The organism is Halogeometricum limi (genome assembly GCF_900115785.1).
Classification (GTDB): domain Archaea; phylum Halobacteriota; class Halobacteria; order Halobacteriales; family Haloferacaceae; genus Halogeometricum; species Halogeometricum limi.
In genome coordinates, this window is record NZ_FOYS01000004.1 from 399,119 (window position 1) to 420,488 (window position 21,370).

The 21,370-nt window shown below is 66.3% G+C and carries 24 protein-coding genes; 11 read left to right on the top strand and 13 right to left on the bottom strand.

What is annotated here, in order from left to right; translation table 11 throughout:
- Positions 1 to 20 precede the first annotated feature (20 nt).
- Entirely contained in the window at positions 21 to 572 is a 552-nt protein-coding gene (locus BM282_RS13915; protein WP_089882092.1) for a hypothetical protein, read from the bottom strand.
- 144 nt (positions 573 to 716) lie between these two features.
- Between BM282_RS13915 and BM282_RS13920 the strand changes: the two genes are divergently transcribed.
- Complete coding sequence (locus BM282_RS13920) at positions 717 to 1,004, top strand: hypothetical protein (protein WP_089882094.1); 288 nt, start codon at positions 717 to 719, stop codon at positions 1,002 to 1,004.
- Between the two features lie 108 nt (positions 1,005 to 1,112).
- On the opposite strand, the gene BM282_RS13925 is transcribed toward BM282_RS13920, so the two are convergent.
- The gene (locus BM282_RS13925) at positions 1,113 to 1,541 is read right to left on the bottom strand and encodes a hypothetical protein (protein WP_089882096.1); all 429 of its coding nucleotides are present in this window, start codon (positions 1,539 to 1,541) and stop codon (positions 1,113 to 1,115) included.
- A 95-nt stretch (positions 1,542 to 1,636) separates the two neighbouring features.
- On the bottom strand, positions 1,637 to 2,344 hold the full coding sequence (locus BM282_RS13930) for a helix-turn-helix domain-containing protein (RefSeq protein ID WP_089882098.1): 708 nt from the start codon (positions 2,342 to 2,344) through the stop codon (positions 1,637 to 1,639).
- Between the two features lie 142 nt (positions 2,345 to 2,486).
- Here BM282_RS13930 and BM282_RS13935 point away from each other — a divergent pair, with 142 nt between their 5' ends.
- Together BM282_RS13935 and BM282_RS13940 are read left to right on the top strand one after the other, a co-directional pair.
- Positions 2,487 to 3,149: a metal-dependent hydrolase gene (locus tag BM282_RS13935; RefSeq protein ID WP_089882171.1), complete on the top strand. Its 663-nt coding sequence runs from the start codon at positions 2,487 to 2,489 to the stop codon at positions 3,147 to 3,149.
- Positions 3,150 to 3,197: 48 nt separating this feature from the next.
- Positions 3,198 to 3,692: a GNAT family N-acetyltransferase gene (locus BM282_RS13940; protein ID WP_089882100.1), complete on the top strand. Its 495-nt coding sequence runs from the start codon at positions 3,198 to 3,200 to the stop codon at positions 3,690 to 3,692.
- Positions 3,693 to 3,696: 4 nt separating this feature from the next.
- Here BM282_RS13940 and BM282_RS13945 read toward each other — a convergent pair whose 3' ends face one another.
- The 3 genes from BM282_RS13945 to BM282_RS13950 are packed head-to-tail and all read right to left on the bottom strand — an operon-like array spanning position 3,697 to position 4,861.
- Positions 3,697 to 4,068: a GNAT family N-acetyltransferase gene (locus BM282_RS13945; protein ID WP_342712820.1), complete on the bottom strand. Its 372-nt coding sequence runs from the start codon at positions 4,066 to 4,068 to the stop codon at positions 3,697 to 3,699.
- 31 nt (positions 4,069 to 4,099) lie between these two features.
- Positions 4,100 to 4,375 carry a hypothetical protein gene (locus BM282_RS18880; protein ID WP_245758371.1) on the bottom strand — a complete coding sequence of 92 codons (276 nt, stop codon included), beginning with the start codon at positions 4,373 to 4,375 and terminating at the stop codon, positions 4,100 to 4,102.
- 33 nt (positions 4,376 to 4,408) lie between these two features.
- Positions 4,409 to 4,861, bottom strand: a complete 453-nt coding sequence (locus tag BM282_RS13950; RefSeq protein ID WP_089882102.1) for a pyridoxamine 5'-phosphate oxidase family protein — start codon at positions 4,859 to 4,861, stop codon at positions 4,409 to 4,411.
- A gap of 192 nt (positions 4,862 to 5,053) precedes the next feature.
- On the opposite strand from BM282_RS13950, the gene BM282_RS13955 reads away from it, so the two are divergent.
- From BM282_RS13955 to BM282_RS13965, 3 genes are all read left to right on the top strand, one after another.
- Positions 5,054 to 5,872 carry a hypothetical protein gene (locus tag BM282_RS13955; protein ID WP_089882104.1) on the top strand — a complete coding sequence of 273 codons (819 nt, stop codon included), beginning with the start codon at positions 5,054 to 5,056 and terminating at the stop codon, positions 5,870 to 5,872.
- Positions 5,873 to 6,043: 171 nt separating this feature from the next.
- On the top strand, positions 6,044 to 6,586 hold the full coding sequence (locus tag BM282_RS13960) for a hypothetical protein (protein WP_089882173.1): 543 nt from the start codon (positions 6,044 to 6,046) through the stop codon (positions 6,584 to 6,586).
- Positions 6,583 to 8,280 carry a GMC family oxidoreductase gene (locus tag BM282_RS13965; RefSeq protein ID WP_089882106.1) on the top strand — a complete coding sequence of 566 codons (1,698 nt, stop codon included), beginning with the start codon at positions 6,583 to 6,585 and terminating at the stop codon, positions 8,278 to 8,280. The genes BM282_RS13960 and BM282_RS13965 overlap by 4 nt, the downstream gene beginning before the upstream one ends.
- A gap of 39 nt (positions 8,281 to 8,319) precedes the next feature.
- Here BM282_RS13965 and BM282_RS13970 read toward each other — a convergent pair whose 3' ends face one another.
- On the bottom strand, positions 8,320 to 9,081 hold the full coding sequence (locus BM282_RS13970; protein WP_089882108.1) for a hypothetical protein: 762 nt from the start codon (positions 9,079 to 9,081) through the stop codon (positions 8,320 to 8,322).
- Between the two features lie 113 nt (positions 9,082 to 9,194).
- On the bottom strand, positions 9,195 to 9,947 hold the full coding sequence (locus BM282_RS13975) for a hypothetical protein (RefSeq protein WP_089882110.1): 753 nt from the start codon (positions 9,945 to 9,947) through the stop codon (positions 9,195 to 9,197).
- A 106-nt stretch (positions 9,948 to 10,053) separates the two neighbouring features.
- On the opposite strand from BM282_RS13975, the gene BM282_RS13980 reads away from it, so the two are divergent.
- Genes BM282_RS13980 through BM282_RS13990 form a run of 3 tightly spaced genes read left to right on the top strand, consistent with a single transcriptional unit; the run spans position 10,054 to position 13,665 of the window.
- Entirely contained in the window at positions 10,054 to 11,556 is a 1,503-nt protein-coding gene (locus BM282_RS13980; RefSeq protein WP_089882112.1) for a replication factor C large subunit, read from the top strand.
- Between the two features lie 48 nt (positions 11,557 to 11,604).
- A complete protein-coding gene (locus BM282_RS13985) occupies positions 11,605 to 12,552 on the top strand; it encodes a TIGR03557 family F420-dependent LLM class oxidoreductase (protein ID WP_089882114.1) in 948 nt (315 codons plus the stop codon).
- Positions 12,553 to 12,603: 51 nt separating this feature from the next.
- Positions 12,604 to 13,665, top strand: coding sequence for a zinc-binding dehydrogenase (locus BM282_RS13990; RefSeq protein ID WP_089882116.1), 1,062 nt, complete (start codon positions 12,604 to 12,606; stop codon positions 13,663 to 13,665).
- Positions 13,666 to 13,843: 178 nt separating this feature from the next.
- Here the strand turns inward: BM282_RS13990 and BM282_RS13995 are convergent, their stop codons facing one another.
- The 5 genes from BM282_RS13995 to BM282_RS14015 all read right to left on the bottom strand — a co-directional run bounded on the left by BM282_RS13995 (position 13,844) and on the right by BM282_RS14015 (position 17,640).
- Positions 13,844 to 14,035, bottom strand: coding sequence for a hypothetical protein (locus BM282_RS13995; protein ID WP_089882118.1), 192 nt, complete (start codon positions 14,033 to 14,035; stop codon positions 13,844 to 13,846).
- A gap of 57 nt (positions 14,036 to 14,092) precedes the next feature.
- On the bottom strand, positions 14,093 to 14,824 hold the full coding sequence (locus tag BM282_RS14000; RefSeq protein WP_089882120.1) for an amino acid ABC transporter ATP-binding protein: 732 nt from the start codon (positions 14,822 to 14,824) through the stop codon (positions 14,093 to 14,095).
- The gene (locus BM282_RS14005) at positions 14,821 to 15,651 is read right to left on the bottom strand and encodes an amino acid ABC transporter permease (RefSeq protein WP_089882122.1); all 831 of its coding nucleotides are present in this window, start codon (positions 15,649 to 15,651) and stop codon (positions 14,821 to 14,823) included. The genes BM282_RS14000 and BM282_RS14005 overlap by 4 nt, the downstream gene beginning before the upstream one ends.
- A gap of 35 nt (positions 15,652 to 15,686) precedes the next feature.
- Positions 15,687 to 16,604, bottom strand: coding sequence for a basic amino acid ABC transporter substrate-binding protein (locus BM282_RS14010; RefSeq protein ID WP_089882124.1), 918 nt, complete (start codon positions 16,602 to 16,604; stop codon positions 15,687 to 15,689).
- Positions 16,605 to 16,821: 217 nt separating this feature from the next.
- Complete coding sequence (locus BM282_RS14015; RefSeq protein ID WP_089882127.1) at positions 16,822 to 17,640, bottom strand: COX15/CtaA family protein; 819 nt, start codon at positions 17,638 to 17,640, stop codon at positions 16,822 to 16,824.
- 185 nt (positions 17,641 to 17,825) lie between these two features.
- On the opposite strand from BM282_RS14015, the gene BM282_RS14020 reads away from it, so the two are divergent.
- Together BM282_RS14020 and BM282_RS14025 are read left to right on the top strand one after the other, a co-directional pair.
- Complete coding sequence (locus BM282_RS14020; RefSeq protein ID WP_089882129.1) at positions 17,826 to 18,950, top strand: M24 family metallopeptidase; 1,125 nt, start codon at positions 17,826 to 17,828, stop codon at positions 18,948 to 18,950.
- 95 nt (positions 18,951 to 19,045) lie between these two features.
- A complete protein-coding gene (locus BM282_RS14025; RefSeq protein WP_089882131.1) occupies positions 19,046 to 21,292 on the top strand; it encodes an NADP-dependent malic enzyme in 2,247 nt (748 codons plus the stop codon).
- Positions 21,293 to 21,370 lie beyond the last annotated feature (78 nt).

Sequence of the window (21,370 nt, forward strand, 5' to 3'; positions counted from 1 at the left end):
GGACCGCTCGCACGAACGCGTTACAGAATTATCTGCCCGAGTTCCGCTTCGAGTTCGGTGCTGAACGTCGTCGCCGAGAGCGAGGGGTGTGCCTCGACGATAGCTCTAAATTTGAGCGAGTTGAGGCTGTTTCTCCCGAGACGGTCCTCTCGAGTGTCGGCGGCCCGAAGGACTTCAGAGTTCGGCCCCAACTCGAAGTCGCTCCCGCCGAGACGTCGCCGGACGTCGTTCGAGAGACGGAGTCGTACCTCAAAGTCTTGGGTATCTCCATCTTCCGGCCGCGTGTTTCGCGTGGGGAACCAGCCGACGAAGTCGTCTTTGTACCGCGCGTCAGTCGTTCGCTGCGGCACGCGAAGGAACCGAACGAACCGACCACCGTTCGGCCACGCGATGTATTTGTCTAGCCAGTCGTCGACTTCGTACAGTGCTGCGAACACGGCGTAGCGGAGATTCAGTCGTTTCTCGTCGTCATCGAATCGAAGCCGATAGGTGAGAACTGCATCGAGTTTGTCATCTCGCTCGTCGAGACGCACTTCGGGGTAGCTTCCTTCGAGACCGGTTACGTACGGCATACCCAATAATGTATATCTTAAATAATAAAATATATTACAAATTTGTGAGACTGTGTGTCGCCGTAGATAATGCAGGAACTGATTCGCTCGGGGCTGTCGCCACCACGCCTTAGTATCTACAACCATCTATCATTTAGGTGGCACGTGACCGACCGTGTCAGTACGTCCGCTACGGAGGATGCGGCGGACGACGGGCAGTCGGACGAATCGTTCGTCAAGCGTGTCGCGACAGACGTGGCGCGGCACTGGCAGGCGGCGACGTTCGCGCTCGGAAGTCTCGCAGTCGCCTACTGGGCGGCGTTCGTCAACCCGGCGATGTCGCCTCGGTGGTACGTCCCGATACTGCTGATATACGCGACGCTCGCAGTCGGGTACATCTACCTGACCGAGGAGTCGTCGCTCAGCTTCGGGTCGGCGGAGACGAGTACGTAGTCCTCACTCGGCGGCGCGGTCGCAGCCGTCACCGGCGGGGAAGCGCTCGCCGCCGAGACAGATTTTTGCGCGCTACGTCCCCCACGAACGTTCGCTCTCGTCGGCAGTCTACACCGAGAACAGCGCACGGAGCAACCGCGTCGCCGGTCTGATGTTCGCCGTATCGCCGTCCAGTCCGACGTACACCGTCGGAATCTCCGTCGTTCCCCAGCCCATCACGTTGATTCCCCCCTCGAAGACGCGAACCGTCACTTCGAGTTCACCGAGCGGTTCGTACAGCTTCTCTTGTTGCCGCGCGGTGAGCTGTTCCAACGCGATGTCGTCGACGATGTCCTCGACGTCGTTCGAGGAGTAGTCGTCGAGTACCGTCGGATTAGCGTACGCCACCTGATATGATCTGGTCTCGAAGTCGCCGTAGAACACCCCGCGAAGCCCCTCACCGACCTCCGTTTCGAGCGACTCGACGAAGTAGTCGAGACCCTCCCGTGGCTGGAGCGTCTCCAACCGCTCGACGACGTCCGCTACAGATTCAGTCACGGTTACCAGTTGGTTTCCAACAATATAATACAGACGGTCGAGAGACGACAAAAACGTCTGTCGGCTAACAACAGCGTCGAGCGGACCTGCGCGTCTCAGGAGAGCGTCCGGAGGTCCGCCAACATCTCGTCCAAGTCGCGGTTCGAGATGGCGAGCGAGAATCCGTCGAGGCTGGCGAGTGCGGGTGCGTGCTCCCACAGGTCGTCCTCGGTGAGGCCGTGGAGGACGACGGCGTTCGGCGTCGGGTTCACGACGCGCATCGCGACCAGGGGCGACTCCCCTCGACTGACGCCCGTGAAGACGAGTGCGCGACTCGTCGACTGGCCGTAGAGCCGGTAAAACTCCTCCGAGGAGAGACGCGTGATGGCCTGAATGCTGTTGATGACGGTGTGACCGCTGACGTGGTCGTGGTCCCCGCGGACGAGTTCCGTCGCGTCCATCACCTCGTAGAGGCGTTCCAGCGGCATCGACGTCGAGTACTCGCGGAGGTCCTGTACGATGTCGCTCTCGAACCCGGCGGAGATGACGCGCGCGTACTGTCGGATTCGGCTTCCCCCGCGCGACTGGTCGATATCGAGGAGGGCTTCGACCATCCGGCGGACGACGCCGATACCGGGGCTCTCGCGACGGCCGCTCTCGTAGTCGGAAATGACCGACGACGACACGTCCAGTTGCTCTGCGAGCGCCGTCTGCGAGACGTCGAAGTCGGTCCGCCACTTCCGAAGCGTCGCACCGGCGTCGTCGCTCAACGTTATCTCACCGGCGATTCGACGTGCGAGTTCGTCGCGCGGAACGTCGCTCATCGACGCTCACTCCGCTGTTCGTCCCCGACCATGCTCGGTAAAAGCTGTGTGACTCGTGCGCAAAAGCGTATCGAAAGTCGGGTTCGACGAACGACGAGATGCCGTGGGAACGTTCAAGAGGTGGAGCGCGTCACTCTCCTGTGTGCCATCGACTATCGTCCACCTCGCGCTGGCCGGGTTGCTCGCCGCCGCCCTCCTCGGCGACGACTTCGACGGCCGAAGCCTCCTCGTCGTCTTCGCGTTCACCGCGCTTCCGGATTTAGACGTGGTCGCGGAACCGTTCCTCCCCGGTGCGCACCGTTCGCTCGGCCACACGTTCTTGCTACCGCTCCTCTTGTTCGCCGTCCTCGCGTGGGACACGCGACGGGGGGCAGCGTCCCTCCTCTGGCGACGGTACGGCGCGCGCGGCGTGAAAGTCGCGTGGATGGCGGCCCTTTGTCTCCTCGCCGCGGGCATCCTCCCCGACCTGTTCGTCGGCGGCGTCAACGCGTTCTACCCGGTGCACGACCGGTTCTACACGTTCGACGGCCGACTCGTCTACTCGACCGACAGAGGCTGGGTGCAGACGTTCGTCGAACTGTCGCCGCCGGACCCGAAGCCGACGCGGACGACGGCGAACTTCCAGTTCCGCACCGTCCTCGACGCCGAACCGACGCGCGGAGTGGAGGCGACTCCCGGGGAGGGGCGTGTCGAGCGAATCTTCCCCGTCGCGACGACGGGCTTTCGGTTCGGGATGGTCCTCCTCGCTCTCGTCGTCGTCCCGGTCAGACTGTGGGGGTCGCGACTCCGCCGGTTCGTCGGCTGAGTCTCCGGTTTCGGCGCGTTCTTGTCGGTAGACCGAGGACGGTAGCGCATGACCGAGACGACCGTCCGACCGTACGAGTCGACCGACTCGGCGGCGCTGTGGGAGTTGAAACGCGGCTTCGAACTGGGTATCGGCGAGCACACCGGCCCCGAGGACAAACAGTCGAAGTACGAGGGAAAGCTCACCGACGACTACCGGGAACGGTGGCTGGCGTGGGTGGACCGCTGTGTGGACGAGGACCCGGCATGCGTCAGCGTCGCCGCGGTGGAGGACGAACTCGTCGGCTACGCGTTCGTCCTCCCCGAGTCGCTGTCGTTCGTCTGGGACGCCGCCGTCCTCAACGAGATATTCCTCGCGCCCGACGCGCGCGGGACGGGCGTCGCGGACGACCTGATGGACGCGGCACTCGACTGCGCCCGCGCACAGGACCTCCCCCTCGATCGGATGGTACTGGACGTGGACCGCGAGAACGACCGTGCGCGGGCGTTCTACGACCGCTACGGCTTCGAACACTGGGGCGAGATGGTCGCCCGCGACCTCTGACCGGTCAGGGAGAGTCCGAGAGCGACTCCGTGAACGACACCGAGTCCTCGGCGCCGCCGGCCTCGCGCCACTCTGCTCGGATAATCGAGTACCGCGCCTCGTCGCGGACCGACCCGTCGGCGAACTGCATCTCCCGCCGGAGAACGCCGTCGAACCGGCCGCCCGCGGCGTCGACGTACTTCTCGACCGCCCGTCGGGACGAGTCGTTCTCGGCGGCGACGCTCACGAGGACGGCGTCGATATCGAGTCGGTCGGACGCGAGCGTCAGCAGTGCGCGGGCGCGTTCGCCGGAGTAACCGCGGCCCCAGTACGGCTTTCGGAGCCAGATACCGGGTTTGGCGACGTCTCTGTCCCAGTCGAAGTCGAGTCCGGCCATCCCGACGAGTTCGTCGTCTCCCCCGTCGGCGTCACCGGTATCGGTGTCGCCAACGCTGTCCCGGAGTCGGATGGCGTACTCCGCGGCGTCCCTCGTCCCACATCTTCTCGGTGCGGGCGAGGAACTCTCGCGACTCGTTCGGCGTGCGGTGGGGACCCCACGGGACGTGTTCGGTCACTTCGTCGATAGCCTCGGCACCGGCACGGCAGTACCGGTACAGTTCCAGCGGCGACACCTCCTCGCGCGTCAGGCGGCGGAGGCGCAGTCGGTCGGTCCGTATCTCGATGGGGAACTCGTAGCCGACCACACCGTCGCCCGAAAAGAAGCTACCTCCGGTGTGTCACTCGACCCCACGCATCGTCTTCTCCTTCCGACCGGTCAGGTCGTCGGGAGCGAGACGGTACATCTCGAACGTCAGTTCTTCGGTCGGTCGGTCGTAGATGGTGACGAACGGGACGTCCATCGTCCGCATCGCCTCGACGATGGTCGAGTCGAGTTGCGCCTCCGTCACCTCGCGGAGGGCGCCGCGGGCGACGACGGACTTCCACCCGTCGGGGGTGTTCTGGTGGACGACGACGGAGATGGTACTGGAGGCGTTCACGAACTCGCGTTTCTCGGACTCGGGCGCGAACGCGAGACGGAGGTAGACGTGCTCGTGCTCGGCGTCGAAGCCGTACGAGACGGGGATGGCGTACGACACGTCGTCCTTCGCGAAGGCGGCGACGGCGGTGCCGCCGGAGCCGAGGAACTCGACTATCTCGTCGTGGTTCATGGAGACTGACTGTTCGGCCATGGCTGAAGATACGGGCGCGGCCGATATAAAATGTCGTCGAGTGGAGGGGTGTCGGAGTTCGTCGGGAGCACCACCGCGCCTCTCACCCGTCGGCAGCGTTAGCCGGCCCGTAGCTAAGGACGGCAGTCGCATCTCGCGCATGTGAAGCGACGCGCCGCAGATGACAGATGGTGGAACGTACGTACGGCGAGTGTGGCGGCTGTAATCGTCCTGTTCGCCGCGGTGAGAGCGCTCCTCGGCGAGGGGCTCTCACTGGACCTCCTCGCCGGTGGACTCGTGGCCGCGACGGTCGTCTTCGGCCCGTTCGTCGCTCTCGGCGGTGCGGTCGGTGTCTTCGTCGGTGACGCGGCGACTGCGTCCGTCGGCGCGTGGACGGTCCTCGACGCGGTCGGCGTCGCCGCGATTCCGCTCGGAGTCGGTCTGTTGTGGGGTCACGCCGGAGTCGCCCGCGCGGGAGCCGCGCCGCGGATGGCGACCGCTCGGGAGGTCGGCGAGTACGCCGTCGTGACGGTCGCCGCCGTCGTCACCGCGCTCGCGGTCGAAGCGTGGCTCGCGCCGGTGCTCGGTCTGCAACCGTTCTTCGTCGGCTACGCGGCGTTCCTCGGAGACGCGGCACTCGTCGCGGTCGTCGGACTCCTCGCTCTGTGGACGCTCGGTCGCGTCGACACGGCGTCGTTCGCCGTCGTCAGCCCCGACGCCGACGGGCGAGTCGGCCTCCGCGGCGTCTCGCTCGTCGCCGTCTTCGCTGTGGGCTGGTACGTCGTCGGAACGGGTATCGCCGCGCTGACCCACGACGTCCGCCTCTCGGCGACGGCGGCGGACGTGACGGCGGACGCCGCGGCAGTCGCCGGGTCCGGTACCATCGGGACGGTGCTCGGTCGCGTCCTCGTCGTCCTCTGGGCCGCGGGTGACCTCGTCGTGTTCGGACTCGGTGCCGTCGCCGTCTCGGCGCTCGCCTACGCGTCGACGACTCGCCTCGGGCGGTCACCGCGTGTCAGCGGAAGTCGGTAGTTCGGCGGTTTAGTCGGCCAATAACGCGAGACTCGAACACGGAGGCTGTCGACCGAACGACAGTACTTGGCTCGTAACTAATTATTTCTGTATAAATTCGCTGGATAGAATGGCTATTCTGGAGGCGTTTTCGAGGAGTCTCGTCGAGGCGACTGTGGTTCGGTGGGACGCGTGAAACTCACGCGCCGCGACGCCCTCGTCGCCCTCGGCGGACTGACGGCGGGCGTCGCGGTGAGCGGAACGACCGCGAGCGTGGCCGACGTGGCGGACGACACGGAGACGGCGGCGGTCGGCACGGAAGCACGCGTGGACGCGGCGACGGCCATCGCAGCGGTCGTCTACCCGTCCGCGGTCACCGCCGAACGGGAGTTCGTCGAGACGTTCGTGTTCGGACGGTCGGAACCGCGTCCGGGGCACTTCGACGGACTCGCGTCGGCGATCGACGACGTCGAGCAGTTCGCCCGCGCGCGGTTCGGCGGACCGACGGCCTCGCTCTCCTCGCGGGAACGCCGCCGTCTCTTGGACGACATCGGCGCCTACGCCGCACACGCGAATCCGAACGGGACGAGCGCAGAGCGCGTTCGACACTACCTCGTGAACGACCTGTTGTACGCGCTGGTCACGCATCCGAAAGGCGGCGAACTGTTCGGCGTCCCGAACCCGCCGGGCTATCCCGGCGGAACGGAGCGGTACCAACGGGGGCCGACGCGGTGAGCACCCGTTCGCCGGGCGACCGCAGACCGGTCGCCGACGCGGACGTCTGTATCGTCGGTTCCGGGCCGGCCGGCGCACTCGTCGCCGACGCGCTGGCCGCGCGGGGTCGCCGCGTCACCGTGCTCGACGCGGGCGAGCGATACTCGCCGCGAGACCGCAGTCGCTGGGCGGAGTTGTGGCTTCGGCCCGACTTCGACCACAACGACTTCTGGCTCGACGACGACCGCGACGCCTACTCGTCGTCGGGCGAGATATTCGCTCGACTCAACGACGTCCGCGTCAAGGGCGTCGGCGGGTCGTCGCTCCTCTGGAACGGGAACACGCCTCGACTCCACGAGAGAGACTTCGAGTCGGTCGAACGCGACGGGACCGGCGTCGACTGGCCCATCGGCTACGACGACCTTCGGCCCTACTACGCGGCCGCCGAACGCGAGATGGGCGTCTCCGGCGAGGACGACAACCCGCACGGACCGCCGCGGGAGGAACCGTTCCCGATGCCCGGCTTTCCCCGGTCGTACAGCGACCGCCTGTTCGCGGAGGCCTGCGACGCACTCGGTATCTCGATGGCAACGCAGCCGAAGGCCATCGCGTCGGAAGCCGACGGGGACCGCCCGGCCTGCGACGGCTACGGCGTCTGTAACGCCTGTCCCGTCGGTGCGAAGTACACCGCCGAACAGCACGTCCACCGCGCCGAAGAACGCGGTGCGACGGTCATCGACCGGGCGCAGGTGCTCGAACTGGAGCACGACGAACGCGGCGAGCGAGTGACCGCCGCCGTCTACGCGACGCCGGACGGGAAGACGCACAGACAGGAGGCGACGACGTTCGTCCTCGCGGCCGGCGGGATAGAGACACCCAGACTCCTCCTCCTGTCGGATTCGGACGTTTACCCCGACGGCATGGCGAACACGAGCGGTGCCGTCGGGCGGTATCTCATGGACCACTCGGAGATAGAGGTGCACGCCGTCCTCGAAGACGAGCACACCTGGCAGAACAACATCGGCTTCGTGTCGAGTCGGTCCGACCAGTTCTACACCCCCGACGAGGGGGTTCCGGGGTCGTTCGCGCTGGTGTTTCACAACACGGCGGGACCGACGGCCGGCGGGTTCATGCAGTCCAAGACGGCGGTCCAACAGCTCCGCACGCTCGCGGGCAACCCCGACGCGGAGACGTTCGAAGAGACCGTCTCGGACCCGTTCAACTCGGTCCGACTGGGCGACGACCTGTTTGACGACGTCGACTCCGCGGGCACCCACGGTGTCGGCATCCGAGCGGTCAGCGAAGTGCTCCCGCGCGCGGAGAACCGGGTGACGCTCGACGAGTCGACGACCGACAACCACGGCCGGCCGGTGCCGGACGTCTCGCTTCAGTACGGCGACCACGAACGGGAGACGCTCGACTACGCCGAGGAGGTCGTTCGAGACGTCATGGACGAACTCGGCGCGGAGGTCACGAGCGTCGTCGATATCGACGACAGCAAACTCATGGGGTCGCACCACATCGGGACGACGCGGATGGGGTCGGACCCGCAGTCGAGCGTCGTCGACGCGGACTGTCGCACGCACGACCTCGACAATCTCTGGGTCGCCTCCAGCAGCGTCTTCCCCACTAGCGGCGCGGTGAACCCGACGCTCACCATCGGTGCGCTCTCGCTCCGAGTCGCAGAGCACGTGGACTCGGTGCTGACGGGGTAATTTCGGGCGCTCTCGGTCGGATACGAGACGACTCGCGGTTCAGGCGTCCGGGCCGTCCCACTCGCCGAGGACGAGGGAGTTGTCGCCGTCGTCCCAGACGACGGTGACCGTCGCCGCTCGGAAACTGATAGTCGAACCGTCTGCTTCTCCGGACGGGGTCGAGGTTGGCGTTGCCGTCGGGGTTGCGGTCGGCGTCGACGTCGAGGTTGCCGTTGCCGTCGGCGTCGGGGTACTTGGGCCGTCGTCGCCGCCGTTCGGTGGGCCGTTGTCGCCGCCGTTCGGTGGGCCGTTGTCGCCGCCGTTCGGTGGGCCGTTGTCGCCGCCGTTCGATGGACCGTTGTCGCCGCCGTTCGGTGGGCCTTCTTGCTGACTGCCGCTCCATCCGACGCTGGACCACGGTTCGGGGTGGCTCTCTCGGGGTCTGTATGCCCTCCCCACCCGGGGGTCACCGCCGTCAGTCGCGCGCTGGACGGCCCCCCGTACGTCGACGCTCTCGCCGGCGACGACGCGGTCGGACTCGGTGAGTTCGGCCCACCGCCACTCGAAGTTTCGTCGTGTTCCCGAGACGTTCACGTTCTCGACGCGAACGTAGACGTTCTCGGCGGCGAGGCTGTCTCCGGAGTGGTACGTCACGACGAACTCGTCGCTCTCGTACTCCCAGTCGACGACACCGAACTTCGCTTCCGACTCGCTTCGCTCAGAGACGGCGAGCGTCTGCGACCCGATGCTGACCCCGAGAACGATGACGACGATGGCGAGGAACGCCGTCGCGACGGCCGGCGATGCCCCCCTGTCGGTCATGCCAGTGTATTCGGGTACTTCGGGATGAATGTTCTGGTTTTTAAAATGTTTTCGAGATATTATTTATTTTTGTCTAATTTATTTCCACTTCTAGTAATACATTCGACAGAATGTCACGTGAGGAGGAGAAGCGCGGTGTAGCCAGTCGCTCCGAGACCGAACGCCCAAAATCGGCTCTCTCTGTCCGTCGGGAGTTCTTCTTTGATGGCGTTGAGTAGAATTCCGCCCGCCAGGGCGGCGAACAGGAGACCGAGAATCGTCTCGGAGACGTCGACGAAGAGGCCGGCGACGACACCAGAAGCGATGGCGCCAGCGAGCACCCACCGGCCGACTCGGTCGTACGTCGCGCGGTGGTGTTCGCGGAGGCTCACGTCGTTCACGGCGAAGTGGACGGCCATCGCCGTGACGTAGAACGCGAGACTCCACGCGCCCGCCGTCTCGCGGTGGACGAGCAGGTAGCCGACGAGAGCGTTGTACGCCGCGAACGACCCGACGTGGAGCCAGAAGACACCGGTCGACGTTCGCGTCCCCGACTCGTCCGGCGCGCCGTCCGGCCGCCGACGAGAGCGCCGAACGAACTGTTCGAGGCCGTAGAACGCGACGAACCCGAAGAGCGCCGCGAGGAACACCGCGTGACTATCCACCGTGCCGAGGAACGTGCTCGCCGTCCTCTCGCCGGCCGTCAGGGTCTGGTGGTGCTCCGTCAACTCGGGGAGGACGTGGACGAACACGTAGGCGACCGACACACCGCCACCGAGCGAGAGCCAGCGACTCCGCGGCATGCGACCGAACCCTCGAACGCGTCCGGCGACGAAGTGGGCCGCGACCAGTACGGTCGCCGAGAGCAAGAGGACGAACGGTGACACGGGCGAACGTTCCGAATGGCTCTCGAATAAGCGTGCGGGCCGGGCCGTCCGGCGGCGCGAACGGCGCTCCGAAACCACTAACCGCGCCTCGTTCCTCCCTCCGGTAATGAGCGACTGGACGGAGAAGTACCGGCCGTCGACGCTGTCGGAGGTCCGGGGAAACAACAAGGCCCGCGACGCGTTCGCCGAGTGGGGGAAGACGTGGGACCAACACCGCGAGGCCGTCGTCCTCCACGGTGCGCCCGGCGTCGGTAAGACCTCCGCGGCGCACGCACTCGCCGCTGACATGGGGTGGGAGACGGTCGAACTGAACGCGTCGGACCAGCGGACGGCCGACGTCATCGAACGGTTCGCCGGCCGCGCCGCGATGAACACGACGCTCGCCGGCGCGTCGCAGGGCGACGCCAGCGGTACGCGCGAGGGACGGCAGTTGGTCATCTTGGACGAGGCCGACAACATCCACGGCAACTACGACCGCGGGGGTGCGGGGGCCATCACCCGTCTGGTGAAGGAGTCGAACCAACCCATCGTCCTCATCGCTAACGAGTACTACGACATGGCGAACGGTCTCCGCAACGCCACCCAGGAGATAGAGTTCCGCGACGTCTCGGCGCGCTCTATCGTCCCCGTCCTCCGGGACATCCTCCGAAAGGAGGGCATCGAGTTCGACGACGACGCACTCGACCGCATCGCCGAGGTGAACAGCGGTGACCTCCGGTCGGCGGTCAACGACCTGCAGGCGGCCACCGAGGGGAGCGACCATCTGACGGTCGAAGACGTCGTCACCGGGTCGCGCGACCGCGGTATCGGGCTGTTCGAGTACTTAGACGCCGTGTTGAAAGAGGACTCCGCCCGCGACGCGTTGCAGGCGTCGTACTCGGTGGACGAGACGCCCGACAACCAGGTCAAGTGGATAGAGGACAAGGTCGGCCTCGTCTACGACGACGACGAACTCGCCCGCGCCTACGAGTTCCTCGCGAACGCCGACGTCTGGTTGGGTCGCGTGATGGCGACGCAGGACTACACGTACTGGCGGTACGCGGGCGACAACGTCGCGGCGGGCGTCGCGGCGGCGCGGGACCGAACCCGCGGCGGGTGGACCCGGTACGGCGGCGCACCGTACCGGTCGACGCGGAACAAGACGCGCGACGACGTCGTGCGGAAGATAGCCGAGTCCGGCGGGTTCTCCATGGGGACGGCCCGACGTGACGTCCTGCCGTTTCTCGCGACCATCACCCACCACTGTAAACCGCGCGACGTGACCGTCGCGATGGCCGCCTGGTACGACTTCGACGAGTCGGCCGTCTCGTTCGTCACCGGAAGCGGGGAGACGACGAACAAAGTCCAGTCCGTCGTCGAAGACGCCCGCGAGATGCGCGAGGCGGAGATGGAGGCGCACACGGGCGGCGCGTTCGCCGGGTCGGTTCCGGACGACGAGGGGGCGGCGACCGGTGACGGCGGCGGCGCGACGACAGACGGAACCGACGCGAACGAGAACGACGCGGGCCAGAACGGTGCGGACGACGTTCTGGACCGCGACGCAGCAGAATCTCCCGAAGACGACACCGAAGAGGACGACGGCCAGTCCGGACTGGACGACTTCTTCTGAGGCGAATCTGCCGTTTCATTTATCGAACGTCCGTTTGAACGCACAGATATGACAGATTTCGGATACACGCTGTCGAGCGAGGAGTTCGGCCCGAACGAACTCGTCGGGTTCGCGAGAGAGGCGGAGTCGCGCGGCTACGACTTCCTCTCGGCGTCCGACCACTTCCATCCGTGGCTGGCCTCGCAGGGCGAGTCGCCGTTCGTCTGGAGCACGCTGGGTGCCGTCGCCGAGGCGACGGACGACGTCGACTTAGGCGTCGGCGTCACCTGTCCGACCGTCCGAATCCATCCCGTGAACGTCTCGCAGGCGGCCGCGACGACGAAGGAGATGCTCGGCGACAGAGAGTTCTACTTCGGCGTCGGGACGGGCGAAGCCCTGAACGAACACGTCACGGGCGAACGCTGGCCCGAACACGAGGTGCGACTGGCGATGCTCGAAGAGGCCGTGGACGTGATTCGGAGCCTCTGGACGGGTCGACAGGTCAGCCACCACGGCGACCACTACACCGTCGAGAACGCGCGTCTGTTCACGCTCCCGGACGAACTGCCACCGATAGTCGTCTCGGCGTTCGGCGAACGGACGGCGCGGGCGGCGGGCGAGTTCGGAGACGGTTTCTGGTCTGTCGGACCACAGGACACCGTCTCCGAGTTCGACGGCGACGGACCGAAACTAACGCAACTGTCCGTCTGCGTCGCCGAGACGGAAGCCGAAGCCGTCGAGACGGCCCACGAGAACTGGCGGCAGTCGGCGCTCCCGGGCGAACTCGCACAGGAACTGCCGACGCCGAAGCACTTCGACCAGGCGAGCGAACTGGTGACGAAAGAGCGGATTCGCGAGGGGAGCATCCTCACGAGCACCGACCCGCAGGACCACGTCGACAGCATCCAGCAGTGTCTCGACGCGGGGTACGACCACGTCTACTTCCACCAGATAGGCGACGACCAGTCGGCCTTTTTCGACTTCTACGAGGAGGAAGTGTTCCCCTCGTTCAGGTAAGCGAGGCGGGTGAACGGGAGGCTTTTCGACCCGGTGACCGAAGCCGTGTGCATGCGTGCCGCAGTGCTCCGCGAACACGGTGAACCGCTCGACGTGACGGACGTCCCCGAACCGACCGCAGACCCCGAGGGCGTCGTCGTCGACGTGGAGGCCTGTGGTATCTGCCGGAGCGACTGGCACGCGTGGATGGGCCACGGCGAGTGGGCCGACGACGCGGTTGACCCCGGCCAGATTCTCGGCCACGAACCCGCCGGACGAGTCGTCGACGTCGGCGAACGCGTCGAGACGGTCGAAGCGGGAGACCGAATCGCCCTCCCGTTCAACCTCGCCTGCGGGTCCTGCGGCTACTGCCAGACGGGACACGGCAACGTCTGCACGGGCGAGCACCCCCACGGACTCGGCTTCTCGCTGGACGCGCAGGGGGCGTTCGCCGAACGCGTCCACCTCCCGTCCGCGGACTACAACGCCATCCACCTGCCCGACGGCGTCGACCCCCGAGACGTGGCCGCACTCGGCTGTCGGTTCATGACCGCGTACAACGCCCTCGGCGCGCGCGCCGGACTCGGAGCGGGCGAGTGGCTGGCGGTCCACGGCTGTGGCGGCGTCGGTCTCTCGGCGATTCAGGTCGCTCGCGTCCTCGGTGCCCGCGTCGTCGCCGTCGACGTGCGCGACGCGGCACTCGACGCGGCGGCCGAACTCGGCGCCGAAGTGCTCGTGAACGCCGCAGCAGACGACGCCGTCGCCGTGGTTCGGGACGCGACGGGGGGCGGCGCGCACGTCTCGGTGGACGCACTCGGTGTCGCCGAGACGTGCCGGAACTCGGTCCGGTGCGTCAGACCCCGCGGGACGCACGTGCAGGTGGGGCTGACGACGGACGAAGAGCGAGGCGAGGTGTCGCTTCCGACCGACTGGATGACGAGACACGAGGTGTCGTTCCTCGGCGCGCGCGGGATGCCGCCGACGAGCGCGGACGACCTGTTGTCGCTTCTCGCCGCCGAGTCGGTCGACCCCGGCGCACTTGTGACCAGAACGGTGGCGCTGGACGAGGTTCCCGCCCGACTCGCGGCGATGACCGACTACGACACCGTCGGCGTCGAAGTGCTGACGTTCTGAACGCGCGACGGGCCGAACGTCCGGTCCGCTCACCGAGCCGAGCGAAGCGTCCCGAGGGGCGGGTCGGTCCGCGAGGAGTCCGGCGGCGACGGCACCGAGAACGGCGAGAAGCGCTCCGAGCGCGGCGGTACCGACGGTGCCGGCGACGGCGAAGCCGACGACCAGTACGTGTTTTGTGCTAGTCTGACAGGTTCGCGCGGGCGGTCAGCGTCGCGCCGCAATCGGGACAGGCGAGCGTCTCGCCGTCGTCGGTCGTCGTCAGCACCCACTCGTCGACGGCGGCCGTTCGGTCGCACTGCGAGCAGAACAGGACGGATTTTCGATGTGACGTGCGGCGTTCGGGAGGAGAGCGCTGTGTGAGGGCGTTCATACCCGATATATCGGCGCGTGAGAAGATGAGGATAGCGTGCGGTACGCCAGCCGGCGTTCAGAGCAGCTTCGAGAGGAACTTCTTGCCGCGTTCGGTCTCGGGGTTCTCGAAGAACTGCTCGGGCGCGCCCGTCTCGACGACGCTGCCGTCGGCCATGAGGACGATTCGGTCGCCGACTTCGCGGGCGAAGCCCATCTCGTGGGTGACGACCATCATCGTCATGCCGTCGTCGGCGAGCGTCCGCATCACTTCGAGCACTTCCCCGACGAGTTCGGGGTCTAACGCGCTCGTTACCTCGTCGAACAGCATCACCTTCGGGTCCATCGCGAGGGCGCGGGCGATGGCGACGCGTTGCTGCTGGCCGCCCGAGAGCTGGTTCGGATAGGAGTTCATCTGCGCGCCCAGTCCGACCTGTTCGAGCAGTTCCTCGCCGCGGGCGTTGGCCATGTCTTCGTCGATTCCCCGCACTTTCAGCGGGGCGAGCGTCACGTTCTCCAGCGCCGTCTTGTGCGGGAAGAGGTTGAACGACTGAAACACCATGCCTATCTGCTGGCGGAGGCGGTTGATGTCGGCGTCCGGGTCCGAGAGGGGAACGCCGTCCAGTCGAATCTCGCCGCCCTGAATCTCTTCGAGGCGGTTCGCACACCGCAGGAGCGTCGACTTGCCGGACCCCGACGGACCGATGACGACGCACACCTCCGTCTCGTCGACGTCCAGAGACACCTGCTTCAGCACGTGCGTGTCGCCGAAGTACTTGTCCACCTCGTCGAACTCCAGGAGGTGACTCATCGCGAATCACCGCCCCAGTCGGCGCGGTGTTCGAGATACTCGACCAGTCGCCCCATCGGGATGGTGATAGAGAGGTAGGCGATGGCGACGAGGACGAGTGGCGTCCACGGGTCGAACGTCGCACTGTTGACGAGTCGGAACTGTTGCATGAGTTCGGGGATGGCGATGACCGTCAGGAGGGACGTGTCTTTCACGAGGATAATCTGGTCGTTACCGACGGCGGCGAGGGCGTTGCGCCACGCCTGCGGGATGACGACTTCGCGCATCGACTGCACGTAGCCCATGCCCAGCGAACGCGCGGCCTCCATCTGCCCGTCCGGGACGGCACCGATACCGCCGCGGACCGCTTCGCCGACGTAGGCCGCGTGGTTCAGCGTGAGCGCGATGATGGCCGTCGGAAGCTCCCAGCCCTGGATGGGGAACGTCCCCGGCCAGAGGACGGGAATCCCGAAGTAGACGACGAATATCTGGAACAGAAGCGGCGTCCCGCGGAAGAACTGGACGTACGCCGCCGAGATTCCCTTCGTGATGGCCGTGTTCGACACGCGGGCGAGACCCACGAAGATGCCGGACGTCACCGAGAGCACGCTGCTCACGACGACGATACCGAGGACGAGAGCGAGCGCTTCGAGGAACCGCGGGATGATGGTCTGAAGCAGCGTGAAGCTCACCTGCGTCGCGAGGATGTACAGGACGAGAAGCACGACGCCGAGCGCGAAGAAACTCGAGATGCTCGCGCCGAGAATCTTCAGCGTCTCGTCGTCGAGGAAGCCCTCGGCACCGGTGGTGTCCGCCTCCGTCGACGCGCCTGAGTATGAGTCTGCCATTGTTTGGAAAGAGACGAGAGGCTACGGTAAGGCTGTTATCCCGAGAAGTACTCCGAGTATATCTCGTCGTACTCGCCGCTCTCGCGGATGGCGGCGAGTGCCTCGTTCACCTGCTCGCGGAACTCGTCGTCGTCCTGACGGAACGCGATGCCGTAGTTCTCGACGGTGAGCGTGAGGTACGGCGGGGCGTTCTCGCCCTCTTCTGCGGCCGCGCCTTCGCCCTCTAAGAAGACCACGCCGTCTTGCTGGTCGGCGAACTCCGCGTTGACCGTGTTGTCGTTGATGACGGCCTCGACCTGCCCGTTCATGAGCGCCTGGAACGCGCCGTTGATCTGGTCGTACTGCTTGAGTTCGAGGTCGCCGCCGAACTCCTCTTTGAGTCCCTCCGCGGCACCCGCGCCGGTCGTCCCTTTCTGGACGCCGACGACCTTGCCCTTCAGGTCCTCCTTTCCGGAGATGGAACTGTCCTTCCGGACGAGAACCGTCTGGTACGCCGTGAAGTATGGGTCCGAGAAGTCGACCTTCTCCGCACGCTCGTCGTTGATGGTCATCGCGGACATGATGATGCGGAAGTTCCCGTTGTTCAGAGAGGGGATGATGGAGTCGAAACTCGTCGGCTTGAACTCGTATTCGACGCCGAGTTCGCCCTCGAAGACGGCTTTCGCGATGTCCACGTCGAACCCGGTGAGTTCGCCAGCGGCCGTCTCGTACTCGAACGGCCGGTACGGGATGTCCGACCCGATGACGACTTTCGAGGGGACGACCGACTCTTCGGTCTCCGTTTCCGTCTCCATCGACTCGGTTCCCTCGGCGGTCGTACCGGCTTCGGTGTCCGTCGCTTCTGACGCCTCGGTCGCGGTACTGCCCTCGCCGTCGCCACCGCCGGTGCACCCTGCGATGAGGCCACCCGCGACGACGCCAGCGCCGGACTTCAGGTAGGTACGTCTGTCCATAACAGACTGTGGTAACCTATCCGGGTATAACACGTCTTCGATTCGGAGAGCTCAGCGCCTCCGAGGAGCGCTGTGCCTCCCGAAATGCACAGAATTTGCCACGTCCACAAGTTGCCCCCCCGGAGCGCGTGACGGAAGTGTGACGGAAACTGTCCGGGCGTCGAAAACGAAGACGCGTAATCGACGGCGCAGAACGGAAGACGGCGATGAGGCGGCGTCAGTCGCTCCCGCGCGGGACGCCGCGGGACCGCGTGGCCGACCGGCCGTGCAGTGCGTACGCCGCGGCGGCGACGAGTCCGAGTGCGAGGAGCGTCCCGCCCAGCGAGACGTACTGGAGGCCGCCGCCGTACACCTGTCGCCCGAGGACGAGGAGGGCGACGAGGAGGAGCGACGCCCCGCCGGTGGCGAGGCGGACGCGGCCGAACTCGTCTCGCGACGGGAGCCACGCCGTGACGGCGACGAGCGAACCGTACGTCACCAGACCGAGCGTGTAGTAGACGGCCTGCGTGTTCGGCCCGAAGGAGACGAACGCGTGCGGCGTCAGGACGAGGAGGACGCCGAAGGCGGCGCACGCGCCGAGGACGGTGCGGCGAATCTCGCCCACGTCGGGTCGCTCCGTGGCCCACGCGGCGGCGAGGACGACGCCCGTGAAGATGGTGGAGGCGGTGACGAAGTGCGCCGAGAGGATGACCCACTCGTACGTCGTCACGGTGAGCGCGCCGAGGATAATCTGTGAGGGGAGAAGCACCGTCGACGCAGCGAGTGCGTAGCGGACGCGCTTCGCCGCGCCCGTGCGCCACGCCTGTACCGTCGTGCCGAGGATGACGAAGCCGACGACCATCGCGACGAGGCGGTGGAACCACTCGATGAAACTGCTCCAGTTGGCCGGGAACAGCCCCAAGAACCCGTCGCAGAACGGCCAGCGACCGGCACAGGTCAGGCCGGCACCGGCGGCGGCGGTGTACACCCCGAGAACCATCAGAAAGCCCGTCAGTGGCACCGAGAGCGCCACGAGGCGTCGGAGGCGAGCGTGCATATCGGTGCTCGGTGTCGGACGCACTTGAACCCCTCTCTCCGCCGACGCGCGAACCACGGTGGGTCGAGTCGAGCCACTCGGGTCGAACCGAGTCGAGTCCGGCCGACGAGTCGTGTCGAGGGCGGCGGACGGCGGAGGCTCCCGCATCGACACGTTTCAAGTCCCCGCTGTGGGTACGCACGTACATGGCCGACGACGAAACCGTCGCGAGACATCTCGACAGCCGACGAGAGCGTCTGGACGACTATCTCGACAGCGAGGGACTGGACGCCGTCTGGTTCGCACAGCCCAACTCGTTCGCGTGGTTGACCGGCGGGAGCAACGTCGTGAGTCGCGACGCGGACGTGGGCGTCGCCGCCGCGGGCTACGACCGAGACGACGAGTGGGTCGTCGTCACCGACAACATCGAGGGGCGACGACTCGCCGACGAGGAACTCCCCGACGAGTTCGCCGTCGAAGAGACGGCGTGGTACGAGTCCTCGCTTGCGGACGCCGTCGCCGAACGGACGACCGGTGACGCCGCCGCCGACTTCGACGTGCCGGGCCTCGACTCGCTGAACCCGAGCGAACTCCGCCAACCCCTGACGGAGACGGACGTCGAACGCTACCGCGAACTCGGGCGGGACACCGCCGACGCCGTCGAACGGGTCGCCCGAGAACTCGAACCCGGCGACACCGAACACGAAGTCGCGGCCGCCCTCCGAATCGCACTCGCCACGCGCGGTATCAACGCGCCCGTCACCCTCGTCGGCGGCGCGGAGCGGGCGCAGAAGTACCGCCATTACACGCCGACGTTCGCCGAGTTGGGCGACTACGCCCTCCTCTCCGTGACCGGAGAGCGCGGCGGTCTGTACGCCAGTACGACTCGCACCGTCGCGTTCGACCCGCCGGAGTGGCTGGCTGAACGACACGCGAAGGCGATGCAGGTGGAGACGACGGCGTTGGCGGCGACGCAGGCCGTCTCCCGGTTGGGCGGAACCGCGGGCGGCGTCTTCGACAACATCACCGCGACGTACGAGCATCTCGGCGTCCCCGACGAGTGGCGCGAACACCACCAGGGCGGGGCCGCGGGCTACGCCGGGCGCGAGTGGTTCGCCTCGCCGGGCAACGACGCGCCCGTGCGGACGCCGATGGGGTACGCGTACAACCCGACAGTGCAGGGCGCGAAGTCCGAAGACACCGTCCTCCTCACCGAGGGCGACGCCGAAGTGCTGACGACGACGGGCGAGTGGCCCACCACCGCCGTCCGCGGGTGGGACCACGAGTTCGCCGTCGAACGCCACGAGATACTCCACCTCGACGCCGAGTGAACGAACTACTCGGACCCGAGTAATCGTTCGTCGTCTGTCGAAACGCGACTTCGACAGTACGGTAACTTTTTGACGGTTCCCGCGGACGCAGAGCTATGGGATTAGACGACGACGCCCGGGAGTACCACCGGCAAGAGCCTCCGGGAAAACTGGAGATTTCGACGACGAAACCGACGAACACACAGCGTGACCTGAGTCTCGCGTACTCGCCCGGCGTCGCCGCACCGTGCCGCGACATCGCAGAAGACGCGAACAAGGCGTACGAGTACACGGCGAAGGGGAACCTCGTCGGCGTCGTCTCGAACGGGTCTGCGGTGCTGGGTCTCGGCGACATCGGGGCGCAGGCGTCGAAACCCGTCATGGAGGGGAAGGGCGTCCTGTTCAAGCGCTTCGCCGACATCGACGTGTTCGACATCGAACTCGACCTGGACGACCCCGAGGCCATCATCGAGGCGACGCGGGCGATGGAGCCAACGTTCGGGGGCATCAACTTAGAGGACATCAAAGCGCCCGAGTGCTTCGAGATAGAGTCGCGCCTGCGCGAGGAGATGTCCATCCCCGTCTTCCACGACGACCAGCACGGCACGGCCATCATCTCCGGGGCTGCTCTCCTCAACGCCGCCGACATCGTCAGCAAGGACCTCTCGGACCTCAACATCGTCTTCTCCGGTGCCGGCGCTTCGGCTATCGCGACGGCGCGTTTCTACGTCTCGCTCGGCGCGAAGAAGGAGAACATCGTGATGTGCGACTCCGACGGCGTAATCAAACCCGGACGCGACGACGTCAACGAGTTCAAAGCCGAGTTCGCGAACGACGTTGACGGCGACACGCTCGCGGACGCGATGGAGGGTGCGGACGTGTTCGTCGGTCTCTCTATCGGCGGACTGGTCGACCAAGAGATGGTCGCGTCGATGGCGGAAGACCCCATCATCTTCGCGATGGCGAACCCCGACCCCGAAATCGCCTACGAGGACGCCAAGGACGCCCGCGACGACACCGTCATCATGGCGACGGGTCGCTCTGACTACCCGAACCAGGTGAACAACGTCCTCGGTTTCCCGTTCATCTTCCGCGGCGCGCTCGACGTGCGCGCGACGGAGATAAACGAGGAGATGAAACGCGCCGCGGCGGAGGCGCTCGCGGACCTCGCACGACAGGACGTCCCCGACGCCGTCGTCAAGGCGTACGGCGACCAACCGCTCCAGTTCGGCCCCGACTACGTCATCCCGAAACCGCTCGACCCCCGCGTGCTGTTCCGGGTCGCCCCGGCCGTCGCACAGGCCGCGATGGACAGCGGATGTGCCCGGATAGAACTCGACACCGAAGAGTACGAAGAGCGCCTGGAGGCGCGTCTCGGCAAGTCCAGAGAGATGATGCGCGTCGTCCTCAACAAGGCGAAGTCGAACCCCAAACGGGTCGCACTCGCGGAGGGGACCGACGAGAAGATGATTCGCGCGGCGTACCAACTCCAAGAGCAGGGTATCGCCGACCCCGTCCTCGTCGGAAACGAGACGAAGATTCAACAGACCGCCGAGCGACTCGGCCTGGACTTCGAACCCACCGTCGCGGACCCGCGAAGCGGCGACTGGGACCACTACGCCAACCGACTGTACGAACTGCGACGACGAAAGGGGCTCACGAAGAACGAGGCGCACGAACTGGTGCGCCGAGACACGAACTACTTCGCCAGCGTGATGGTCGAAGAGGGCGACGCGGACGCGATGCTGACGGGGCTGACGCACCACTACCCCTCGGCGCTCCGCCCGCCGCTTCAGGTCATCGGCACCGCGCCCGACGCGAACTACGCGGCCGGCGTCTACATGCTGACGTTCAAGAACCGCGTCATCTTCTGCGCGGACACGACGGTCAACCTCGCGCCCGACGCGGACGTCCTCGCGGAGATTACGAAGCACACCGCCGACCTCGCCCGCCGGTTCAACGTCGAACCCCGCGCGGCGATGCTGTCGTACTCGAACTTCGGGAGCGTCACCAACGAGGGGACGAGAAAGCCCCGCGACGCCGTGAAACTGCTCCACGACGACCCCAACGTGGACTTCGACGTCGACGGCGAGATGCAGGCCGACACCGCCGTCGTCGAAGAGATTCTCGAAGGCACCTACGAGTTCTCCGAACTGGACGAACCGGCGAACGTCCTCGTCTTCCCGAACCTCGAAGCGGGCAACATCGGCTACAAACTCCTCCAGCGTCTCGGCGGCGCGGAGGCCATCGGACCGATGCTCGTCGGCATGGACAAACCGGTCCACGTCCTCCAGCGCGGTGACGAAGTGAAGGACATCGTCAACCTCGCGGGTGTTGCAGTCGTGGACGCACAGGACGAGTAGACGGACGCGAGCGAAGCGAGCGCGTTTTTGGTCCAGATTTTTGCGAGGAGTGGTCTGCGAAGCAGACCCGAGTCGGAA